This window comes from Lichenicola sp. (assembly GCF_965198575.1).
Taxonomy (GTDB): domain Bacteria; phylum Pseudomonadota; class Alphaproteobacteria; order Acetobacterales; family Acetobacteraceae; genus Lichenicola.
The window spans coordinates 3,471,550-3,487,709 of record NZ_OZ240671.1 but is presented as its reverse complement, the minus strand read 5'-3'; the positions used below and the strand labels follow the sequence as shown (position 1 = coordinate 3,487,709).

Sequence of the window (16,160 nt, the reverse complement as noted above, 5' to 3'; positions counted from 1 at the left end):
GGTCGAAACCGGCCCCCCATTTACTGCGCCGTGACCTGGATCGATCAGGGCGTCCAGGTGCCCGAGGTCGGGATGCCCGGGGTGGTCGAGGGGCGCGGGTTGAAGTCGGCCGGCGCCGGATCGAGCAGCTTGTCGCCCGCATAGTCGGTCGGGACGATGTTCAGCGTGTAGCAGCCGCCGGCCGCGTAATGCGGCAGGGTCGGCTTCTGGCCCGGCTGGATCTCGGCATAGGACGCCGGCAGCGGCGCCGTCGTGCCCTGCAGGCGGGAGTTGTCGAAGGCCGCGAGCATGTCGCCGATGCCGGGGACGTTGGCATCCGCGGGACCGACATTGTCTTCGCCGAACTCGGTCTTGCCGAGTGCCACGCCGCGCTTCTCGTCAGGCAGGTTCGCCAGCGGGGTCAGGTCGAACAGGTTGTTGATCAGCTTGATGATCGAGCTGTGCTCGGTGTTGGCGCTGATGATCGCGTGCGACTTGCCATACGGCGAGATCACGATCGTCGGGATGCGCGAGGACGGCTCGAGCGGGTTGCCCTCGGGATCCTTCACGCGGGTCGTGTTCGGAACGTGGTCGTAGAGACCGTCCGTCTCGTCGTACGTGATGATGATCGCGCTGTCCTTCCAGTACGGGCTGGCGGCGATCGCGTTGACCTCGTCGGCGAGCAGCTGCTCGCTGATCTGGGCGTCGGAGTATCCCGGATGGTCGTCGCTGCCCGGGAAGGCGGCCTGCACGGCGGGGTTCGGATCGACCGGCAGCAGCCCGTCATTGTTGTCGTAGCCGCCACGCACGTAGGCGACGCCGCCAGCGGCCGGGAACACCTGGTACTGGATCGCCCGGAAGAAGTCGTTCAGGCCATACAGATGGCTCTGCGCCACGACCGGGTTGTCGGCGATGTAGCCGAAATACTGCGGCGCGTTGTGGTGAATGACGTACGAGCTGTGCAGCGGAATGGCGGTGGAGTCGGTGGGCTCCGCGTCGTAGCCTTCCTGGAACCAGGCCCAGTTGGTCGGCTTCTTGCCGTCGCCGGCGATGGTCTTCATGTCGTGCTGCACGTCGGCCAGGTCGAGCGCCGGGTTCTGGTCGGTCGACACCGTCTTGGCGATGTCCTTGCCCATGAACGACAGCGGCAGGCTGGCGTAGGTCTGGTTCAGGCCGGGGGTTGCCGGATTCTCGTCGCCCGGATTGTACGGCGGCTTGATCGGCGAGGTGTCGAGGTTGGAGCCAGGGAACGGACCCGGATCACCGACGATCGGCTCGCCGCCGCTCTCGGCGACCACCGGGCTGATGGTGTTCTCGCTGCCCTCACCCGGATGCAACGCCCACTGCGTCAGGCCGGACTGGCCGGCGATCAGCGCCAGCGCGTTCGGCGTCGACGGTGCGGCAACGGTCATGTGGAAGTTGTCGAACAGCGCGAAGCGGTCGGCGAACTGCCACAGGTAGGGCGCGGTGTCGCAATCGACGTGGCTCATCGCGAGCTCGCCCATCTGCTTCTGCGCGAGCGTCGGGGCCGAGGTCGGTGCGAGACCGGTGCTCTTGCTGACGATCTGCCCCTGGGCGTTGGTGGTCAGGCCTTCCTCGTCGAGCGCGAAGCGGTCGTTCTGCGCGACGCCGTTCACGTAGTCCTGGCTGACATCGATGCCGGCATGCGAATGGTCGGTCGACGCGGTGTCGGCCGGGTAGATCGGCACGACCTTGCCGGCTGCGGTCTTGACCGTCTGCGGGATCAGGAACGGCGAGATCGTGCCGACCGTGCCGTCGGTGTTCACGATCTTCTGGGTGAAGCCGGGGGTGTTCGCGGCCGACTGGCTGAACAGGCCGTGCACGCCCGGGAAGGTGCCGAAATAGAAGTCGAAGGAACGGTTCTCCTGGAACAGGACGAACACGTACTTAACCTTCTTGCGGAGCAGAGCGACCTTCTGGGCCGTGCTCAGCACCGGCTGCTTCGCCATGTCGGTAGCGTAACGGGCGACGAGCGGGCTGCTGCGCGGCGCGATCGTCACGTCGCCGGGGGCTTCCTGGGCAAACACTACAGTCGGCTGCAGCAGGGCCGCGGCCAGCGTCAACGCGCAGCTCGACCTGCACCAATTCTTGAACGTCATCTTTATCCACCACCGCAGTTGCGAAATTCGTCTCTGCAGCCACGTCGCCGCAGCCCGGCGCTCTTTTGAAACACTTTGACGAAACCAACTATCGAGGTTTTGTTAAGGTTTTTAGACAGTGCTTCGGAGTGTCTCCGCAATGAATGGCATGGCCGGCGGGCGGACCGATCATGCGTAGATCGGCTGCGTTGTCTAAGGCTCGAGACTGATCTCTGTCAGCTTCACGGCCCGGCCGAGATCCCATACGAGAATCCGGTCCGGACCACCACCGGTCAGGGCGATCGACAACAGCGTGTCGGACTGGCGCACGACGCCGGTGATGCGGGTTCCTGCCGGCTCATGCGCGATCGCCCGGCGCGGCGGCATCGCGGCCTGTGGCGCCTGGTCCAGGCTCGCCACCGCGATCGCGTGCGGTTGCGGGTGAGCCAGGCGATGCACCACCACCGCGACCAGCCCGGTAGTCCCGGCGACGATCAGCACGCCCATGACGATGACCAATGCCAGCAGCGCCCGGGTCCCGTTCATCGTGTTCCCCTTTGCTGGCCGGCGACCCGGCGGCGTTCGCGTGGTCGCCCGCCGGCGGATCGGATAAAGCAGCGCAATGACCGACCCGGAGCATCCCGACCTGCAGCCCGCCGACCTTGCGCCACATCCCGGCACGGAGCCGACCTCCGGGATCCTGTCCCTGGTGGCCAGCCCGGAGCATGACGGCATGCGCACCGACCGCTATCTGGCGGAGGCCACCCCTAGCCTGTCGCGGTCGCGCGTCAAGGGCCTGATGGAGGAAGGGCACGTCCGACGCAACGGCCAGGTGCTGCGTTCGCCGGCCGACCTCGTGCGGCCCGGCATGCGGTTCGAGGTGGCGCCGCCTGCCGCGGTGGCGGCACGACCGGCCTCGCAGTCGATCCCGTTCACCATCCTGTACGAGGACGACACCCTGATCGTGCTCGACAAGCCGGCGGGCCTCGTCGTCCATCCGGCGCCGGGCAACGAGGACGGCACGCTGGTCAACGCATTGCTGGCGCATTGCGGCGACACCCTGCCGGGCATCGGCGGCGAGCGTCGTCCGGGGATCGTGCACCGGCTCGACAAGGACACCTCCGGCACGATGGTGGTCGCCAAGACCGAGCATGCGCTGGCCACTCTCTCCGCCGACTTCGCTGCCCGGCGCATCGAGCGCAGCTACCTGGCGCTCTGCTGGGGCGTTCTGTCGCCGGCCTCGGGTGATCTCGACGGGGCCATCGGACGGGATCCGCGCGACCGCAAGCGCATGGCCGTCGTCGACCGCGGCGGCAAGCTCGCGCTGACCCATTACCGCACTTTGAAGGTCGCGCGCATGTCGGTCAGCCTCATCGAGTGCCGGCTGGCCACCGGGCGGACGCACCAGATCCGGGTGCACCTCGCCCAGAACGGTCATGCTCTGCTCGGCGACCCGGTGTATCTGCGTCGGATTCCCGCCGCCGCCAGGTTGCTGCCGGAACCGGAGCGCAGGGCGGCGCTGGATTTCCCGCGCCAGGCGCTGCACGCGGCGGTCCTGGCGTTCGTGCATCCGGCGACCGGTGTCACGCTGCGCTTCGAGACGCCGCCGCCACCCGACTTCACGACCCTCCAGCGGATGCTGTTCGAAGAATAACGATGCCGCGCGCGTGATGAAGATGAACACGAGTTCAGGTTCCGCAGGGCAGCATTTTCTTGACCGGACCGCAGCGGTCCGGTATCAAAGCGTCAATTCCGACGAGCGGGCGCGCCCGCCGGTCTGGACGTCACGAGATGCCATTGCCTGAGTGAAGGGGTGGGTCCCGGGGGCGTGAAGTCCAACCCGCGCCCATGCTGATCGAGCCTGCGAAACCATGCTCCGACTGTGCCGTAAGGACTGTCGACATCCCGCAGCCACTCGAGCGAAAGGAGCCTCCGATGGCAGTAGCCGTCATAAACGTCAGTCCCGAAGGCAACCTCTCGCGTTACCTTCAGGAAATTCGCAAATTTCCGATGCTGGCCCCGGAAGAGGAGCTGGCGCTGTCGAAGCGCTGGCGGGACCACGAGGACACTGCGGCTGCGCACAAGCTGGTCACGTCGCATCTGCGCCTGGTTGCCAAGATCGCGATGGGCTATCGCGGTTACGGGCTGCCGATCGCCGAGCTGATCAGCGAAGGCAATGTCGGCATGATGCAGGCGGTGAAGCGCTTCGATCCGGAGCGCGGCTTCCGCCTTGCGACCTACGCGATGTGGTGGATCCGGGCTGCGATCCAGGAATACATCCTGCATAGCTGGTCGCTCGTGAAGATGGGTACGACCGCCGCGCAGAAGAAGCTGTTCTTCAACCTGCGGCGGCTGAAGGGCCAGATGCAGGCGATCGAGGATGGCGATCTGCAGCCGGAACAGGTCGATCACATCGCCACCACGCTCGGTGTGTCACAGATCGACGTCGTCAACATGAACAGGCGCCTGGCCGCGCCGGACCACAGCCTGAATGCGCCGGTCCGCGCGGATAGCGAAGGCGAGTGGCAGGACTGGCTCGTCGATGACGCCGACAGCCAGGAGCAGACGCTTGCCGAGACCGAGGAATTCAGTGGCCGCAAGGCTCTCCTCGGCGAGGCGTTGAAGACGCTCAACGAGCGGGAGCGCCACATTTTGGTGGAACGCCGGTTGAACGAGGAGCCGTCCACCCTGGAGGATCTGTCGCAGCAATACGGCATTTCGCGCGAGCGGGTGCGGCAGATCGAGGTCCGTGCGTTCGAGAAGGTCCAGAAGGCGATGAAGACGCAGATCACCACGCGCCGCCTCGCCGACCAGGCGGCCTGACCCGGCCGCTCGCCGATCCGCTTCATGACGTTCTGCAGAAGGCCGCCGGGGTTCCTCCCGGCGGCCTTTCTTCATATGAGCAACTGAAGCCGGGTTGGAGCTACTCCAACGGCGCCAGCGTGCCCCATTCCTCCTCGAGAGCCTCGAGCGCCGAGGCAAGCGAACGGCGATGGGCGGTGGCGCTGATATCGGCCAGCAGGCGGGTGATCATCGACGCCGCCTCGCAGGCGAACCAACCCATCAGGATGGCGGCCCAGCAGGTCAGCATGATCAGCGGCTGCCCGAGCAGCCCGATCGCGGCAGGGAGAGACAATCCTGCGGCCCAGAAGAGCAGCAACGGATGGATGCTGGCAGCCAGCCCGAGCAGTGCGGACGCCTTGAGCGTATGTCCGCTGCGGCCATCGTCCGGCAGCATCGCCACCAGCAGCAGCGGCACCAGCAGGACCACCAGCAGCAGGATGCCTCCCGGCGCGAAAACGATCATCGCGCCGCTGATGAGCCCGCCCCACAACAGGCTCGCCTGGCGCCCCGCAGGCACGACGCTCGGGGGGCTTGCCGCGCGGGCGCCGGTTTTTGCAGAGGAAGTCCTCGGTTGGGCGGCAGGCGCCTGCGCCATCAGAAGATGATCCCGCCGGCGATCGCCCCGACGATCGCGATGATGCCGATGGCGACGGCGATCTCACCACCCACCACGCGTGCGGCACGCGCCCGGAACGCGCCCGCGTCCGCTGAATCCTGGATCGCGGCCCGAATCGCCTCTGCCCGCAACCGTGCCTCGTTCATTGCCGCGTCATCGGCCGCCCAGGCATCGTCGCGACATGCAAGATCGAGCATCGCCACGAGATCGCCCTGTGCTGCCGCCTGGTCGAGTCGCTCGAGGCGCGAGCGGCGGCGCCCCTTCCCGGGCCAGTTGAGCAACCGTTCCCGTGCCGCTGGCAGCAATCGCGCCGCGAGCTTCGGCAGGCCCGGTGGCGTCTTCCGATCGGCGGCAGATGCGCCGGTCGAAGCGGCCGGATCCCGGCTCATGGTCAAGGTCTTCAACTGCGCCTGCGCAAGCGCATGCAGATCCAGAAGTCGCACATCGGCATCGGCAGGAACGACGAGCTCAGCGCCACCCATCGTGTCCTCCGACCTGGCTGCCAGCAGGGCCAGCATCTGCGGGTCGAGCAGACGGGGGGCGGCGGCAGGGATCGTCGACACGAGCTTCTCGAGAGTCGCGAGCAGGTGCTGGGGCAGCAGTACGCAACTGCCGACGAGAGCCGGCGAGTTGCAGGCCAGGTAGGGGTTGAGGCCATACCCAAGCACAGGCAGCCGCAGCGATACCGACTGCAGCCTGGTTATCTTCGCCATGCGACGCTCCAGATCCTCGATCAGCAGGCGAAAGTTGCGCCCCGTGAGGCTCGTCCATTGCCGCAACGCGTTGTGCCGCAGAGCGTCCTGCAGCGCCTCGCCGCCGTTCCCGGTGATCATGTGACTGGCAAGGATGCTCGGCGCCGCGTCCGGCCAGAACCAGGAGCCGGCCCAGAACATCGGCGCGAGCGGATCGAGCAATGCCACCGTCTGCATCAGGATCATGGTGTCGCCATTATCCGTTGCCCGGTCGCGGGCGCTTCGCACCGCCTCCTCGATACGACCCGCTGGCAGCGACTGCTCGAGCGCCCGGCGCAACCATTGATCCACCGTCCCGGCTCGCAGCAGCGCCAGCGCCTCGGTCGGCTGGCGGGCAAATGCGACTGCAAGCATCCGCGCGGTCCAGACCGGGGTCTTGCCGAGCATGAGCGGCCGCGGTGCGCGGGGTTCGGGCCTGGGTGCCTTGGGCCGTTCGGCGCCGACACCGTTTTCGGCAAGTGCCTCGAGTGTCGGCCGGTTCTGCGGATCGTCCGACAGCATGACGCGCAGGAGCGAGATCAACACCGGCGACAAGCGCTCGTTCATGGTCAGCGCCTGAAAGCTGCCGAGTTCGAGCTTGCGCCACAGGATCTGTTCCTCGTCGAGCCCGGTCATCGGCGGTCGGCCCAGGGCCAGTTCGAGCAGGACGACGCCGAGCGCATAAACGTCGTCGGACGGCGCGCCCAGGCCGCGGGCGGGTGGCGCACAGATCGCCACCGAGGGCGGCTCATACAGCGTCGGCTGCCCGAACGCCGGCGGCGTCACGCATCCCGGTGCCAGCAGGATGCGACCGCTCTCGAGCGAGCGGAACAGGTTCGCTGGCCGGATCGCCCGATGGGCGAGCCCGAGCGACTGCAAGCGGGCGACTGCGAGCGCCAGCGGGCGCAGGTAGGTGGAGGTCATCTCGACTTCGGATGGCGGCGTCCCGCGATCACCGAGCATGTCGCGCAAGGACGGGCCGGGCGGCGCGTCGCACACGATCCAATACTCGCCGGCACCGGCACCGTGGCCCAGGGGCATCAGCAGCGAGGTGTTGTAGGCGTTGAGGAAGTTGGGAAGATTGGCTCGCGGCGGCGCGTCGCGGCGGGTCTTGACGGCGATCAGGGGCGTCAGCGCTCGCTCGGTGCTGCGGGATCCGGGTCCGACAGCCGTGCGGTGCTGGGCGACGAAGGCGGGCAGGCCGGCAAACTCGCCGCACGGCATGTCCGGCAGCACCATGAAACGCCCGTCGATGACGACGGCCCCAGCTTGCGCGCCGCCACCCTGGGCATCGCCTTGCTGCCCACCCTCATCCTGCCTCGCCCGCAAACCGATCCCGGACATCCCGCTCCCCGCCCAAGCACGTGTCGGGGTGGATAATGCGGGCGGATTGCTTAAGCGGTCGTTAAGCCGGCCGCGGTCGCGTCAACCCTCGAACGGGTCGCGCATCAGGATGGTGTCGTCGCGCTCCGGGCTGGTCGAGAGCAGCGTCACCGGCGCCTCGACCAGCTCCTCGATCCGGCGCACGTACTTGATCGCGGCAGCCGGCAGCTCGCCCCACGTGCGGGCGCCACGCGTGCTGCCCTGCCACCCCTCGATGGTCTCGTAGATCGGCTCGACCCGGGATTGCGCCGCCGGGGCTGCCGGCAGATGGCGCACCTCCTGCCCGTCCAGCCGGTAGCCGGTGCAAACCCGGATCTCGGCGAACCCGTCCAGCACGTCGAGCTTGGTCAGCGCCAGGCCGGTGATGCCGCCGACCCGGACCGCACGGCGCACCAGCACCGCGTCGAACCAGCCGCAGCGACGCGGCCTGCCGGTCACGGTGCCGAACTCGTGGCCGCGCTGTCCCAGCAGCTGGCCGGTCTCGTCGAACAGCTCGCTCGGGAACGGCCCCGCGCCGACGCGGGTGGCGTACGCCTTGGCGATGCCGAGCACGAAACCGACCGCACCTGGCCCCACGCCGCTGCCGGTGGCGGCATTGGCGGCGACGGTGTTGCTGCTGGTCACGAACGGATAGGTGCCGTGATCGACGTCGAGCATCACCGCCTGGGCGCCTTCGAACAGTACTCGCGTGCCCGCGCGACGCGCCTCGTCGAGCCGTTCCCACACCGGCTCGACATAGGGCAGCAGGCGGGGCGCCAGCTCGAGCAGGTAGGCCAGCAGCTGGTCCTTGGCGAAGGTCTCGGCGCCGAGCCCGGCCAGCAGTGTGTTGTGGTGAAGCAGGATCTCGTCGAGCTTCCAGTCCAGCGTCTCGGGCTCGGCCAGGTCGCATAGTCGGATCGCTCGGCGGGCCACCTTGTCCTCGTAGGCGGGGCCGATGCCGCGTCCGGTGGTGCCGATCTTGCGGTCGCCGCGGGCGATTTCGCGCGCCCGGTCGAGTGCGCCATGCACCGGCAGGATCAGGGTGGCGTTCTCGGCGATCCGCAGCGTGTCAGGACCCACCGGCAGACCCTGCGCGCGCACCCGGTCGATCTCGCCGAGCAGCGCCTCGGGATCGACCACGACGCCGTTGCCGATGATGCCCATCTTGCCGCGCACCAGCCCGCTCGGCAGCAGCGACAACTTGTAGGTCTGGTTGCCGACGACCAGCGTGTGGCCGGCATTGTGGCCGCCCTGGAAGCGCACGACGATCTCGGCGCGGCTAGCCAGCCAGTCGACGATCTTGCCCTTGCCCTCGTCACCCCATTGGGCGCCGATCACCGTGACATTGGACATGAGCAGGCTCCGAAGGATCGTGGTCTGGTGTTGCGAGGGTGCAGGGCAAGGATGCCGGCCGGCGGTTCAGACCGGCTCCGCCACGCCCCTGCGCAGGATGTGGGTGCAGCCGAGACGCAGCGCCTCGACCCTGTCGTCGACAAATGGCGACAGCGCCAGAACGGTAGCATACCCCTCGGCCCGCAGTCGCCTCGCCGTCTCCGCATCGGCATCCGGCGGCAGCAACAGCCGAGGCCGCGGCGCACGGGCGGGAGCCGCACGCAGCAGCGCCTCGGTGCGCAGCGTCAGCCCGCAGGCCGGCTCGTTGCCGCCGCTGAGATAGCGCCCGCCGCGTCCGAGCTCCTCGTGACGCCCGGCCGCATAGACGGTGACGCACACGCCAATGTGGTAGCGCCAGCCGCGGAACTCGATCGGGTCGATGGTCAGGCGCAGACCGGGAGCGCGGGCCTCGATCGCCGCCACGGTCGCCTCCAGCCGGTCGCTCAACATCCGGGCGGCGGCACTGAGCGGGGCGCGGCGCAACACGTCGAGCGCGCGCGCGGCAGGTCCGGCCGCCAGCAGCAGGTCGGTCAGCACGTGGGCCAGCGGACCACCATGGCGGGTGACGGCGGCGGCGTCCTTGCGGTCCAGCGCACGCAGCAGCGGCGCACGATCGGCGGCGGGCAGCCCGGCCTCCTCGATCAGCGCCGGGGCCAACGGCGGCAGCGTCAGGTCGAAGCTCACCCGGGGCACGCCCAGCACCGCCAGCGCCTCGGCGCCCACGGCCACCATTTCCGCATCCGCCTCCGGGCTTTCGGGTCCGATCAGCTCGATGCCGGCCTGGCTCACCTGGCGATCGGAGCTCAGCGAGCCGCCATGCAGCTGCACGCAGGCGCCGGCGTAGGACAGCCGCAGCGGACGCGGTGCATTCACCAGCCGGGTTGCGGCGATGCGCGCCACCTGCGGGGTCATATCCGGACGCAGACCCATCATCCGGTGGGTATCCGGGTCCATCAGCCTGAAGGTCTGCTCGGCGACGGCGGCACCGGAGCCCGACAGCAGGCTGTCCTCGAACTCCAGCAGCGGCGGCTTCACCCGCTCATAGCCGTGCGACGCGAACACCCCCATCAGCGCCTCGATCCCCAGCGCCTCGTTCTCGGCATCCGGCGGCAGCAGGTCGCGCAAACCGGCAGGCAGCAGCGCCTGGCTCGATGCGGTGCCGATCTCGGGCGTGTCGTCGGTCATGGCGGCCTCCATCACGCGAATGCAGCGCGGGTGCTTGCCGCCGCCCAGTCGAACCAGGGCAACGCCGCCTCGATGTCCGAGGTCTCGACCGTGGCCCCGCCCCAGATCCTGAGGCCGGCCGGAGCGTCGCGGTAGCTGCCGACATCGAGCGTCGCCGCCTCCGACTGCAGCAGTGCCACCAGGTGCGCGCCGGCGGTCGCGCGGCGGTCCTCGGGCAGTCGGGTGAACCACTCGGCATCGAGGCGCAGGCAGATCGAGGTGCTGGACCGGGTGGCGGGGTCGCGCGCCAGGAACGAGGCCCAATCGGAGCGGCTTTCCCACTTGGCGACCGCGGCGAGATTGGCCTGGGACCGGCCGATCAGCGCGTCGAGCCCACCGATCCGCTCGGCCCAGCGCAGCCCGTCGAGCGCGTCCTCGACGCACAGCATCGACGGCGTGTTGATGGTGTCGCCCTCGAAGATGCCCTCGATCAGGCGGCCCTTGGCGGTCAGCCGGAACAGCTTCGGCAGGGGGCGTGGCGGCGGCACCGACTCGAGCCGCTCGACCGCCCGCGGTGACAAGGCCAGCATGCCGTGCGCCGCCTCGCCGCCCAGCACCTTCTGCCAGGACCAGGTGACGACATCGAGCCGGTCCCAGGGCAGACGCATCGCGAACGCTGCGGAGGTGGCATCGCAGATGGCGAGACCGTCATGCTGCGGCGGGATCGGATGGGGAGCGCCGGTGAGCGGAGGCAGGCACACGCCCGAGGTGGTGCCGTTCCAGGCGAACACGACGTCACGCGACCAGTCCACCGCTGCCATATCGGGCAGTGCGCCGTATTCGCCCTGCAGCACGCGCGCGTCCGGCAGCTGCAGCTGCGCCACGATGTCGTTGGCCCACGCGGCGGAGAAGCTCTCGAACGACAGCACATCGACCGGGCGTGGGCCAAGCAGCGACCACAACACCATCTCGACGGCCCCGGTGTCGGAGCCGGGGACGATGCCGAGCCGCCAGTCCGCAGGCATCCCCAGCAGCGTCCGGCTGCGCTCGATCACCTCGTGCAGCCGCGCCCGGCCATCGGCGGCGCGGTGGCTGCGACCCAACAACGCCCCCGACAACGCCTCCAGGCTCCAGCCGGGACGCTTGGCGCAGGGCCCCGAGGAGAAGCATGGATTGGCAGGCCGGGCGGATGGCCGCGCCGGTCGGGACGTGGGCAAGGACATGGTGGAGTGCGATCCGCAACCTGCTGGTACGAGAGGGGGGATTCGAACCCCCATGCCTTGCGGCGGTCGATTTTGAGTCGACTACGTCTACCGTTCCGTCACTCTCGCGCGGCCGGATGGTTACCAGTGCCAGCCGCCGCCGGCAAACCCAGTTTTGCGTGCCGATCGCCTGCTCAGGGGCTGCCGGGCGACCCGTGGATGCCGCACTCTACCTTCGCCTGCCCGGCCCAGCGACCGGCCCGTGCATCCTCGCCGGCACCGACGGCGCGGGTGCAGACGGCGCAACCGATCGAGGCATAGCCGCGCTGCACGAGAGGATGCGCCGGCAGTCGGCGCCGCTGCAGCTCGGCGCGGACCCGGGCGCCATCCCAGTCGGCGATCGGATTGAGCTTGACGCGCTCGCCGACAAGCTCGACGAACGGCAGGCTGCTTCGGGTGGCGCTCTGGAACCGCTTCCGCCCGCTGATCCAGGCGTCGAACGGTGCCAGCGCGCGGCCAAGCGGCTGCACCTTGCGCAGGCCGCAGCAGGCGTCGGAGTCGTAATACCACAGCTCGCCGGTGGGATCCCGGTCGGCAAGGGCCTGCGGTTGCGGTGCCACTGCGCGCGCGTCCCGCAAGCCAAGATGCGCCACCAGCTCGTCGCGATAGGCCAGGGTTTCGGCAAAATGCTTGCCCGTCTGCAGGAAGATCACCGGCACCGTCGGATCAATCTCGGCGATGAGGGACAGCAGCACCGCGGATTCCGCGCCGAATGACGAGACCGCAGCCACCCGCCCCGGCAGGATCGTCCGGATGGCGTGCAGCAGGATCTCGCGACCGTCGGCTCCAGCCAGTTCGAGCGCACGCAGCCGATCGAAGGCCGCGACCGGCTCGAGCCGGCCGGACGACACCCCTGCCGGGCGGCGGTCGATCTGTGCGTCGGCAAGCATGTCCATCGGAGCGTAGCCTTTGTGCAATGCCGTATATAGCCGTGGTGCAACTGCACAAAATAGGTTGCACGATCGAGCAGGGCAGAATTGTGTTCCTGTGGCAGCTCGGCCGCACTTTCGGGCCGCAACCGGTCCCGGACGGATGTTGCAGCCGCCCGGGTTAACTAGGCGTGAACGACGGTGTCGCAGAAGCGGCGGGCGAGCTTCGCGGAATCCTGCTCGTCGGGAACCAGCCCGATCAGCTTCAGCTCGTCGAAATATTGTGCGATCTGCTCGCGTAGTTCCTCGCCGATCAGGTGAACGCCATGCCCCTCGGCGTGCAGCATCCGCCCGACGGTGGCCAGGTCCATGTCGGGCAGCTCGTCGGCCAGCATGCTGGCGGCGTCGTCGAGATGCCGGGCCACGGTCTGCGCGGCCTCCTGCAGCGCCAGCACGAGCGATACCGCGGCTGCCGGATCGGACTGCAGCAGCTCATGGCGCAGGCCCAGGGCGCGGGTCACCCGGGTGCCGTAGCTGCCGGTCATGCTGCTGGCGAGTTCCTGCAGATGGAGGGAGTCGCGCACCTGCCAGATGACCGGATCGTGACCCACGACCGCCTGGATCTCCCGCGATGCCAGCGCCGTGCGGAAATCGGCCGGCGCCACCTGAGTCCAGGTCACGTCGCGGTTCGGATCCATGCCCTTGCGCCGCATCATGATCGAGAAGAACAGCCGGTCGGCGCTTGCGAACGGACCACCCCTCGCGTCGGCCATGCCGATCGACTTGTGGAACAGGTCCTCGATCCGCTTGATAGACGACTTCCGGTCCACCAGCAGACGCGCACTGCCGCTCTGCAGGCCGGCCACCAGGCGCCCATCGAGCCCGGCCATCAAACGGGGCAGCCAGGACAGCACCGGCGCGATCGCCCCGTCCGCGTGGGCATCCCTCACCCGGTCCAGCGCATCCTGCCCGGAGGTGAGGCCGCCGAGCAGCACGATGTCGAGATTGTAGCGGGCGAAGATGCCCTGGCGCTGGGCGACGATCAGCACCGGATCGTGCGCCGGATGCGGGCAGGCCAGCACCAGGCGACGAAAGCGCCCGTCCGGCCTGGAGGTCTTGTCGCGATGCGGATGGCGGAGCTGGTTGCGCCCGACGAGGCCGCCGACGACGGCCAGGCCCACCGCCCCGCCCACGATCGCGCGGCGACCGACCTTCGGAGGCTCGAACGCTGCCATGGAGACCCTCTCGAACTTCCTGCCGACCAGGTGCGGGGGCCGCTCGCGCAACCCGGGCCGGGAGGGCTTTACGTGCCGACGCCGGCTCCGCTATAGGGTGCGCCGCCGGTCCCGGATAGCTCAGCGGTAGAGCAAGCGACTGTTAATCGCTCGGTCGTAGGTTCGATCCCTACTCCGGGAGCCAGCTTTCCCAATGCCCATGCAGGCTTGCGGCATGCCCATCCAATACGGGTGCTTGGCAAGTGCGGCCGTTGGCGGCAAAAGGCATCATGACCGTCCAGCCCAACGATGATGCGATCGAACCCGCCGATGCATTCGCCAGCCTGGACATCCGGGTCGGCACGATCACCGATGCGCAGCCATTCCCCGAGGCACGCAAGCCGGCCTTCCGGCTCTGGATCGATTTCGGGCCCGGCATCGGGATCCGCAGATCCTCCGCGCAGATCACCCGCCACTACAAGCCGGACCAGCTGATCGGTCGGCAGGTCTGTGCGGTGGTCAATCTGCCGCCGCGCCAGATCGGTCCGTTCGTCAGCGAGGTGCTGACGCTGGGGCTGCCGGATGCGGCTGGCGAGGTCGTGCTGATCCGTCCCGACCACAAGGTGGCGGACGGCGGCAGGCTGTTCTGATGTCGCTCAACGATGCGCCGGGCAGGCAGGTGCAGGGCAGGCAGGCGCCGTCGAGCCCTGGGCAGGTGAGCTACGCCACCGTCACCTGGGACCAGCTGCATCGCGATGCACGGCTGCTGGCCGAGCAGCTGATGCCGCTGGGTCCGTTCCGCGGCATCGTGGCGATCACCCGCGGCGGGCTGATCCCGGCGGCAATCATCGGACGCGAGCTGGATCTGCGGCTGATCGAGAGCATCTCGGTGATCTGCTACGACCAGCCGCGCGAAAATGGGGGCGAAGGTGGGCGCGACGCCGGGGGCAGTGCCGGCGAGCAGGTGCAGGGCGAGCCACGCGTGGTCAAGGCGCCCACCGCGGCCGGTGACGGCGACGGGTTCCTGATCATCGACGACCTCGTCGATTCCGGCGTCACCGCCCAGCTGGTGCGCAGCCTGCTCCCCAAGGCGACCTTTGCCTGCCTCTATGCCAAGCCGTCAGGCCGTCCCTGGACCGACCGGTTCGTCGTCGAGGTGCCTCAGGATACCTGGATCCTGTTTCCCTGGGACACCGCGCCGCTGTTCGTGCCGCCATTGGCGCGCAAGGCAGCCGGCGCTGTCTGAGCGCGCGCCCGGACCGGCTGCACCGGCGACCGAAGGCCACAGCGCGCGACATGTCTGGCTGGATAGCTGGTCAATGCGTGAGCAGCTCGACAGCCTCTGGGAGGGCCAACTGGCGGCGGTGGCGGCGATCGGTCCAGCGCTCGGAGCACTGGCCGCTTCGGTGGAAGCCGCCCTGCCCCGGCTGCGTCAAGGCGGGCGTCTGGTCTATGCCGGCGCCGGCAGTTCCGGACGGCTCGGCGCGCAGGACGGCGCCGAGCTCGAGCCGACCTTCGACTGGCCACGCGACCGCCTGGTGCTGCTGATTGCCGGTGGTGTCGGGGCGCTCACCCAGGCCGTCGAGAACGCCGAGGATGACGCGCCGGCCGCAATCCGACAGCTGGAGGCCGAGACGGTCGGTCCTGCCGACGTGCTCATCGGCATCGCGGCCAGTGGCGGCACGCCATTCACCGTTGCGGCGGTGCGGGAGGCACGCAGGCGAGGTGCCCTGACGATCGGCCTGGCCAACAGTGCGGGCAGCGCGCTGCTTGCCGAGGCCGAGCATCCGATCCTGGTCGCGACCGGCTCGGAAGCGATCGCCGGCTCGACGCGGATGAAGGCCGGCACGGCACAGAAGGTGGTGCTGAACCTGATCTCGACGGCGCTGATGACCGGGCTGGGCCGGGTGCATGCCGGCCGGATGGTGGACATGCGGGTGCGCAACGCCAAGCTGCGGGCCCGCGCGGTGACGATGGTGACGGAGCTGGCCGGGTGCGATGCGGCGCAGGCGGCGGGCGCCCTGGAGGCGACCGGGGGGCGGGTCAAGCCGGCGATCCTGGTGGCGATGGGGCTTTCGCCCGTCGAGGCGGCGGAGGCACTGGAACACGCTGGCGGCGGGTTGCGCGGTGCGTTGGCTGCGGCGGCATCGGATGCCGGGCTTGCCACCCGGAGGGTCACCTCATAGTTTCCGCGCAGGTTCGGGGCGTGGCGCAGCCTGGTAGCGCGCGTGTTTTGGGTACACGAGGCCCCCGGTTCGAGTCCGGGCGCCCCGACCAGTCCGACCTGGAGACCAACGTCCAGCGACAGAGGTGGCGATCATCATGCGTGCCCGGATCTTCCAGCAGCCCAAGACCTCGATGCAGTCCGGCCAAGCCAACACGCACGACTGGATCCTGGAATACGGCCAGTCGGAGCAGCGGCAGCAGGACCCGCTGATGGGCTGGTTCGGCAGCGGCGACACCAAGAGCCAGCTGCACCTGCACTTCCCGACCCGTGAGGAGGCGGTGGCGTACGCCGAGCGAGAGGGCATTGCCTACGACATCGAGCTACCGACCCCGCGGATTCGCCGGGCAAAGGCCTATGCCGACAATTTCCGCTTTGACCGCCGGCAGAACTGGACCCACTGA

General features: G+C 68.9%; 15 protein-coding genes and 3 tRNA genes. 8 read left to right on the top strand and 10 right to left on the bottom strand.

What is annotated here, in order from left to right; translation table 11 throughout:
- Nucleotides 1-44 precede the first annotated feature (44 nt).
- Nucleotides 45-2,099 carry a phospholipase C gene (locus ACOEQ2_RS15840; protein ID WP_419728913.1) on the bottom strand — a complete coding sequence of 685 codons (2,055 nt, stop codon included), beginning with the start codon at nucleotides 2,097-2,099 and terminating at the stop codon, nucleotides 45-47.
- Between the two features lie 192 nt (nucleotides 2,100-2,291).
- The gene (locus ACOEQ2_RS15835; protein ID WP_419728912.1) at nucleotides 2,292-2,624 is read right to left on the bottom strand and encodes a hypothetical protein; all 333 of its coding nucleotides are present in this window, start codon (nucleotides 2,622-2,624) and stop codon (nucleotides 2,292-2,294) included.
- Between the two features lie 187 nt (nucleotides 2,625-2,811).
- Between ACOEQ2_RS15835 and ACOEQ2_RS15830 the strand changes: the two genes are divergently transcribed.
- Together ACOEQ2_RS15830 and rpoH are read left to right on the top strand one after the other, a co-directional pair.
- Complete coding sequence (locus ACOEQ2_RS15830) at nucleotides 2,812-3,732, top strand: RluA family pseudouridine synthase (RefSeq protein WP_419731250.1); 921 nt, start codon at nucleotides 2,812-2,814, stop codon at nucleotides 3,730-3,732.
- A 281-nt stretch (nucleotides 3,733-4,013) separates the two neighbouring features.
- Complete coding sequence (gene rpoH, locus ACOEQ2_RS15825; RefSeq protein WP_419728911.1) at nucleotides 4,014-4,901, top strand: RNA polymerase sigma factor RpoH; 888 nt, start codon at nucleotides 4,014-4,016, stop codon at nucleotides 4,899-4,901.
- Between the two features lie 100 nt (nucleotides 4,902-5,001).
- On the opposite strand, the gene ACOEQ2_RS15820 is transcribed toward rpoH, so the two are convergent.
- The 8 genes from ACOEQ2_RS15820 to ACOEQ2_RS15785 all read right to left on the bottom strand — a co-directional run bounded on the left by ACOEQ2_RS15820 (nucleotide 5,002) and on the right by ACOEQ2_RS15785 (nucleotide 13,553).
- Nucleotides 5,002-5,439, bottom strand: coding sequence for a hypothetical protein (locus ACOEQ2_RS15820; protein ID WP_419728910.1), 438 nt, complete (start codon nucleotides 5,437-5,439; stop codon nucleotides 5,002-5,004).
- 77 nt (nucleotides 5,440-5,516) lie between these two features.
- Nucleotides 5,517-7,613: a hypothetical protein gene (locus ACOEQ2_RS15815; protein ID WP_419728909.1), complete on the bottom strand. Its 2,097-nt coding sequence runs from the start codon at nucleotides 7,611-7,613 to the stop codon at nucleotides 5,517-5,519.
- Nucleotides 7,614-7,694: 81 nt separating this feature from the next.
- Nucleotides 7,695-8,984, bottom strand: a complete 1,290-nt coding sequence (locus ACOEQ2_RS15810; protein WP_419728908.1) for an adenylosuccinate synthase — start codon at nucleotides 8,982-8,984, stop codon at nucleotides 7,695-7,697.
- Nucleotides 8,985-9,050: 66 nt separating this feature from the next.
- Complete coding sequence (locus ACOEQ2_RS15805; protein WP_419728907.1) at nucleotides 9,051-10,208, bottom strand: ATP phosphoribosyltransferase regulatory subunit; 1,158 nt, start codon at nucleotides 10,206-10,208, stop codon at nucleotides 9,051-9,053.
- Nucleotides 10,209-10,219: 11 nt separating this feature from the next.
- Nucleotides 10,220-11,410 carry a phosphoserine transaminase gene (locus ACOEQ2_RS15800; RefSeq protein WP_419728906.1) on the bottom strand — a complete coding sequence of 397 codons (1,191 nt, stop codon included), beginning with the start codon at nucleotides 11,408-11,410 and terminating at the stop codon, nucleotides 10,220-10,222.
- 24 nt (nucleotides 11,411-11,434) lie between these two features.
- A tRNA-Leu gene (locus ACOEQ2_RS15795) sits at nucleotides 11,435-11,518 on the bottom strand.
- 65 nt (nucleotides 11,519-11,583) lie between these two features.
- Nucleotides 11,584-12,339 (bottom strand): phosphoadenylyl-sulfate reductase, encoded by a 756-nt coding sequence (locus ACOEQ2_RS15790; protein ID WP_419731249.1) that lies wholly within the window; start codon nucleotides 12,337-12,339, stop codon nucleotides 11,584-11,586.
- Nucleotides 12,340-12,503: 164 nt separating this feature from the next.
- Nucleotides 12,504-13,553 carry an ABC transporter substrate-binding protein gene (locus ACOEQ2_RS15785; protein WP_419728905.1) on the bottom strand — a complete coding sequence of 350 codons (1,050 nt, stop codon included), beginning with the start codon at nucleotides 13,551-13,553 and terminating at the stop codon, nucleotides 12,504-12,506.
- Between the two features lie 109 nt (nucleotides 13,554-13,662).
- On the opposite strand from ACOEQ2_RS15785, the gene ACOEQ2_RS15780 reads away from it, so the two are divergent.
- The 6 genes from ACOEQ2_RS15780 (at nucleotide 13,663) to ACOEQ2_RS15755 (ending at nucleotide 16,160) form a co-directional block, all read left to right on the top strand.
- Nucleotides 13,663-13,737, top strand: a tRNA-Asn gene (locus ACOEQ2_RS15780).
- Nucleotides 13,738-13,822: 85 nt separating this feature from the next.
- The gene (locus ACOEQ2_RS15775) at nucleotides 13,823-14,182 is read left to right on the top strand and encodes a tRNA-binding protein (protein WP_419728904.1); all 360 of its coding nucleotides are present in this window, start codon (nucleotides 13,823-13,825) and stop codon (nucleotides 14,180-14,182) included.
- Nucleotides 14,182-14,778, top strand: coding sequence for a xanthine phosphoribosyltransferase (gene gpt / locus ACOEQ2_RS15770; protein WP_419728903.1), 597 nt, complete (start codon nucleotides 14,182-14,184; stop codon nucleotides 14,776-14,778). The genes ACOEQ2_RS15775 and gpt overlap by 1 nt, the downstream gene beginning before the upstream one ends.
- Before the next feature lie 73 nt (nucleotides 14,779-14,851).
- Nucleotides 14,852-15,718, top strand: coding sequence for an N-acetylmuramic acid 6-phosphate etherase (locus ACOEQ2_RS15765; RefSeq protein ID WP_419728902.1), 867 nt, complete (start codon nucleotides 14,852-14,854; stop codon nucleotides 15,716-15,718).
- A 14-nt stretch (nucleotides 15,719-15,732) separates the two neighbouring features.
- Nucleotides 15,733-15,809 (top strand) — tRNA-Pro (locus tag ACOEQ2_RS15760).
- 45 nt (nucleotides 15,810-15,854) lie between these two features.
- Nucleotides 15,855-16,160 (top strand): ETC complex I subunit, encoded by a 306-nt coding sequence (locus ACOEQ2_RS15755; RefSeq protein ID WP_419728901.1) that lies wholly within the window; start codon nucleotides 15,855-15,857, stop codon nucleotides 16,158-16,160.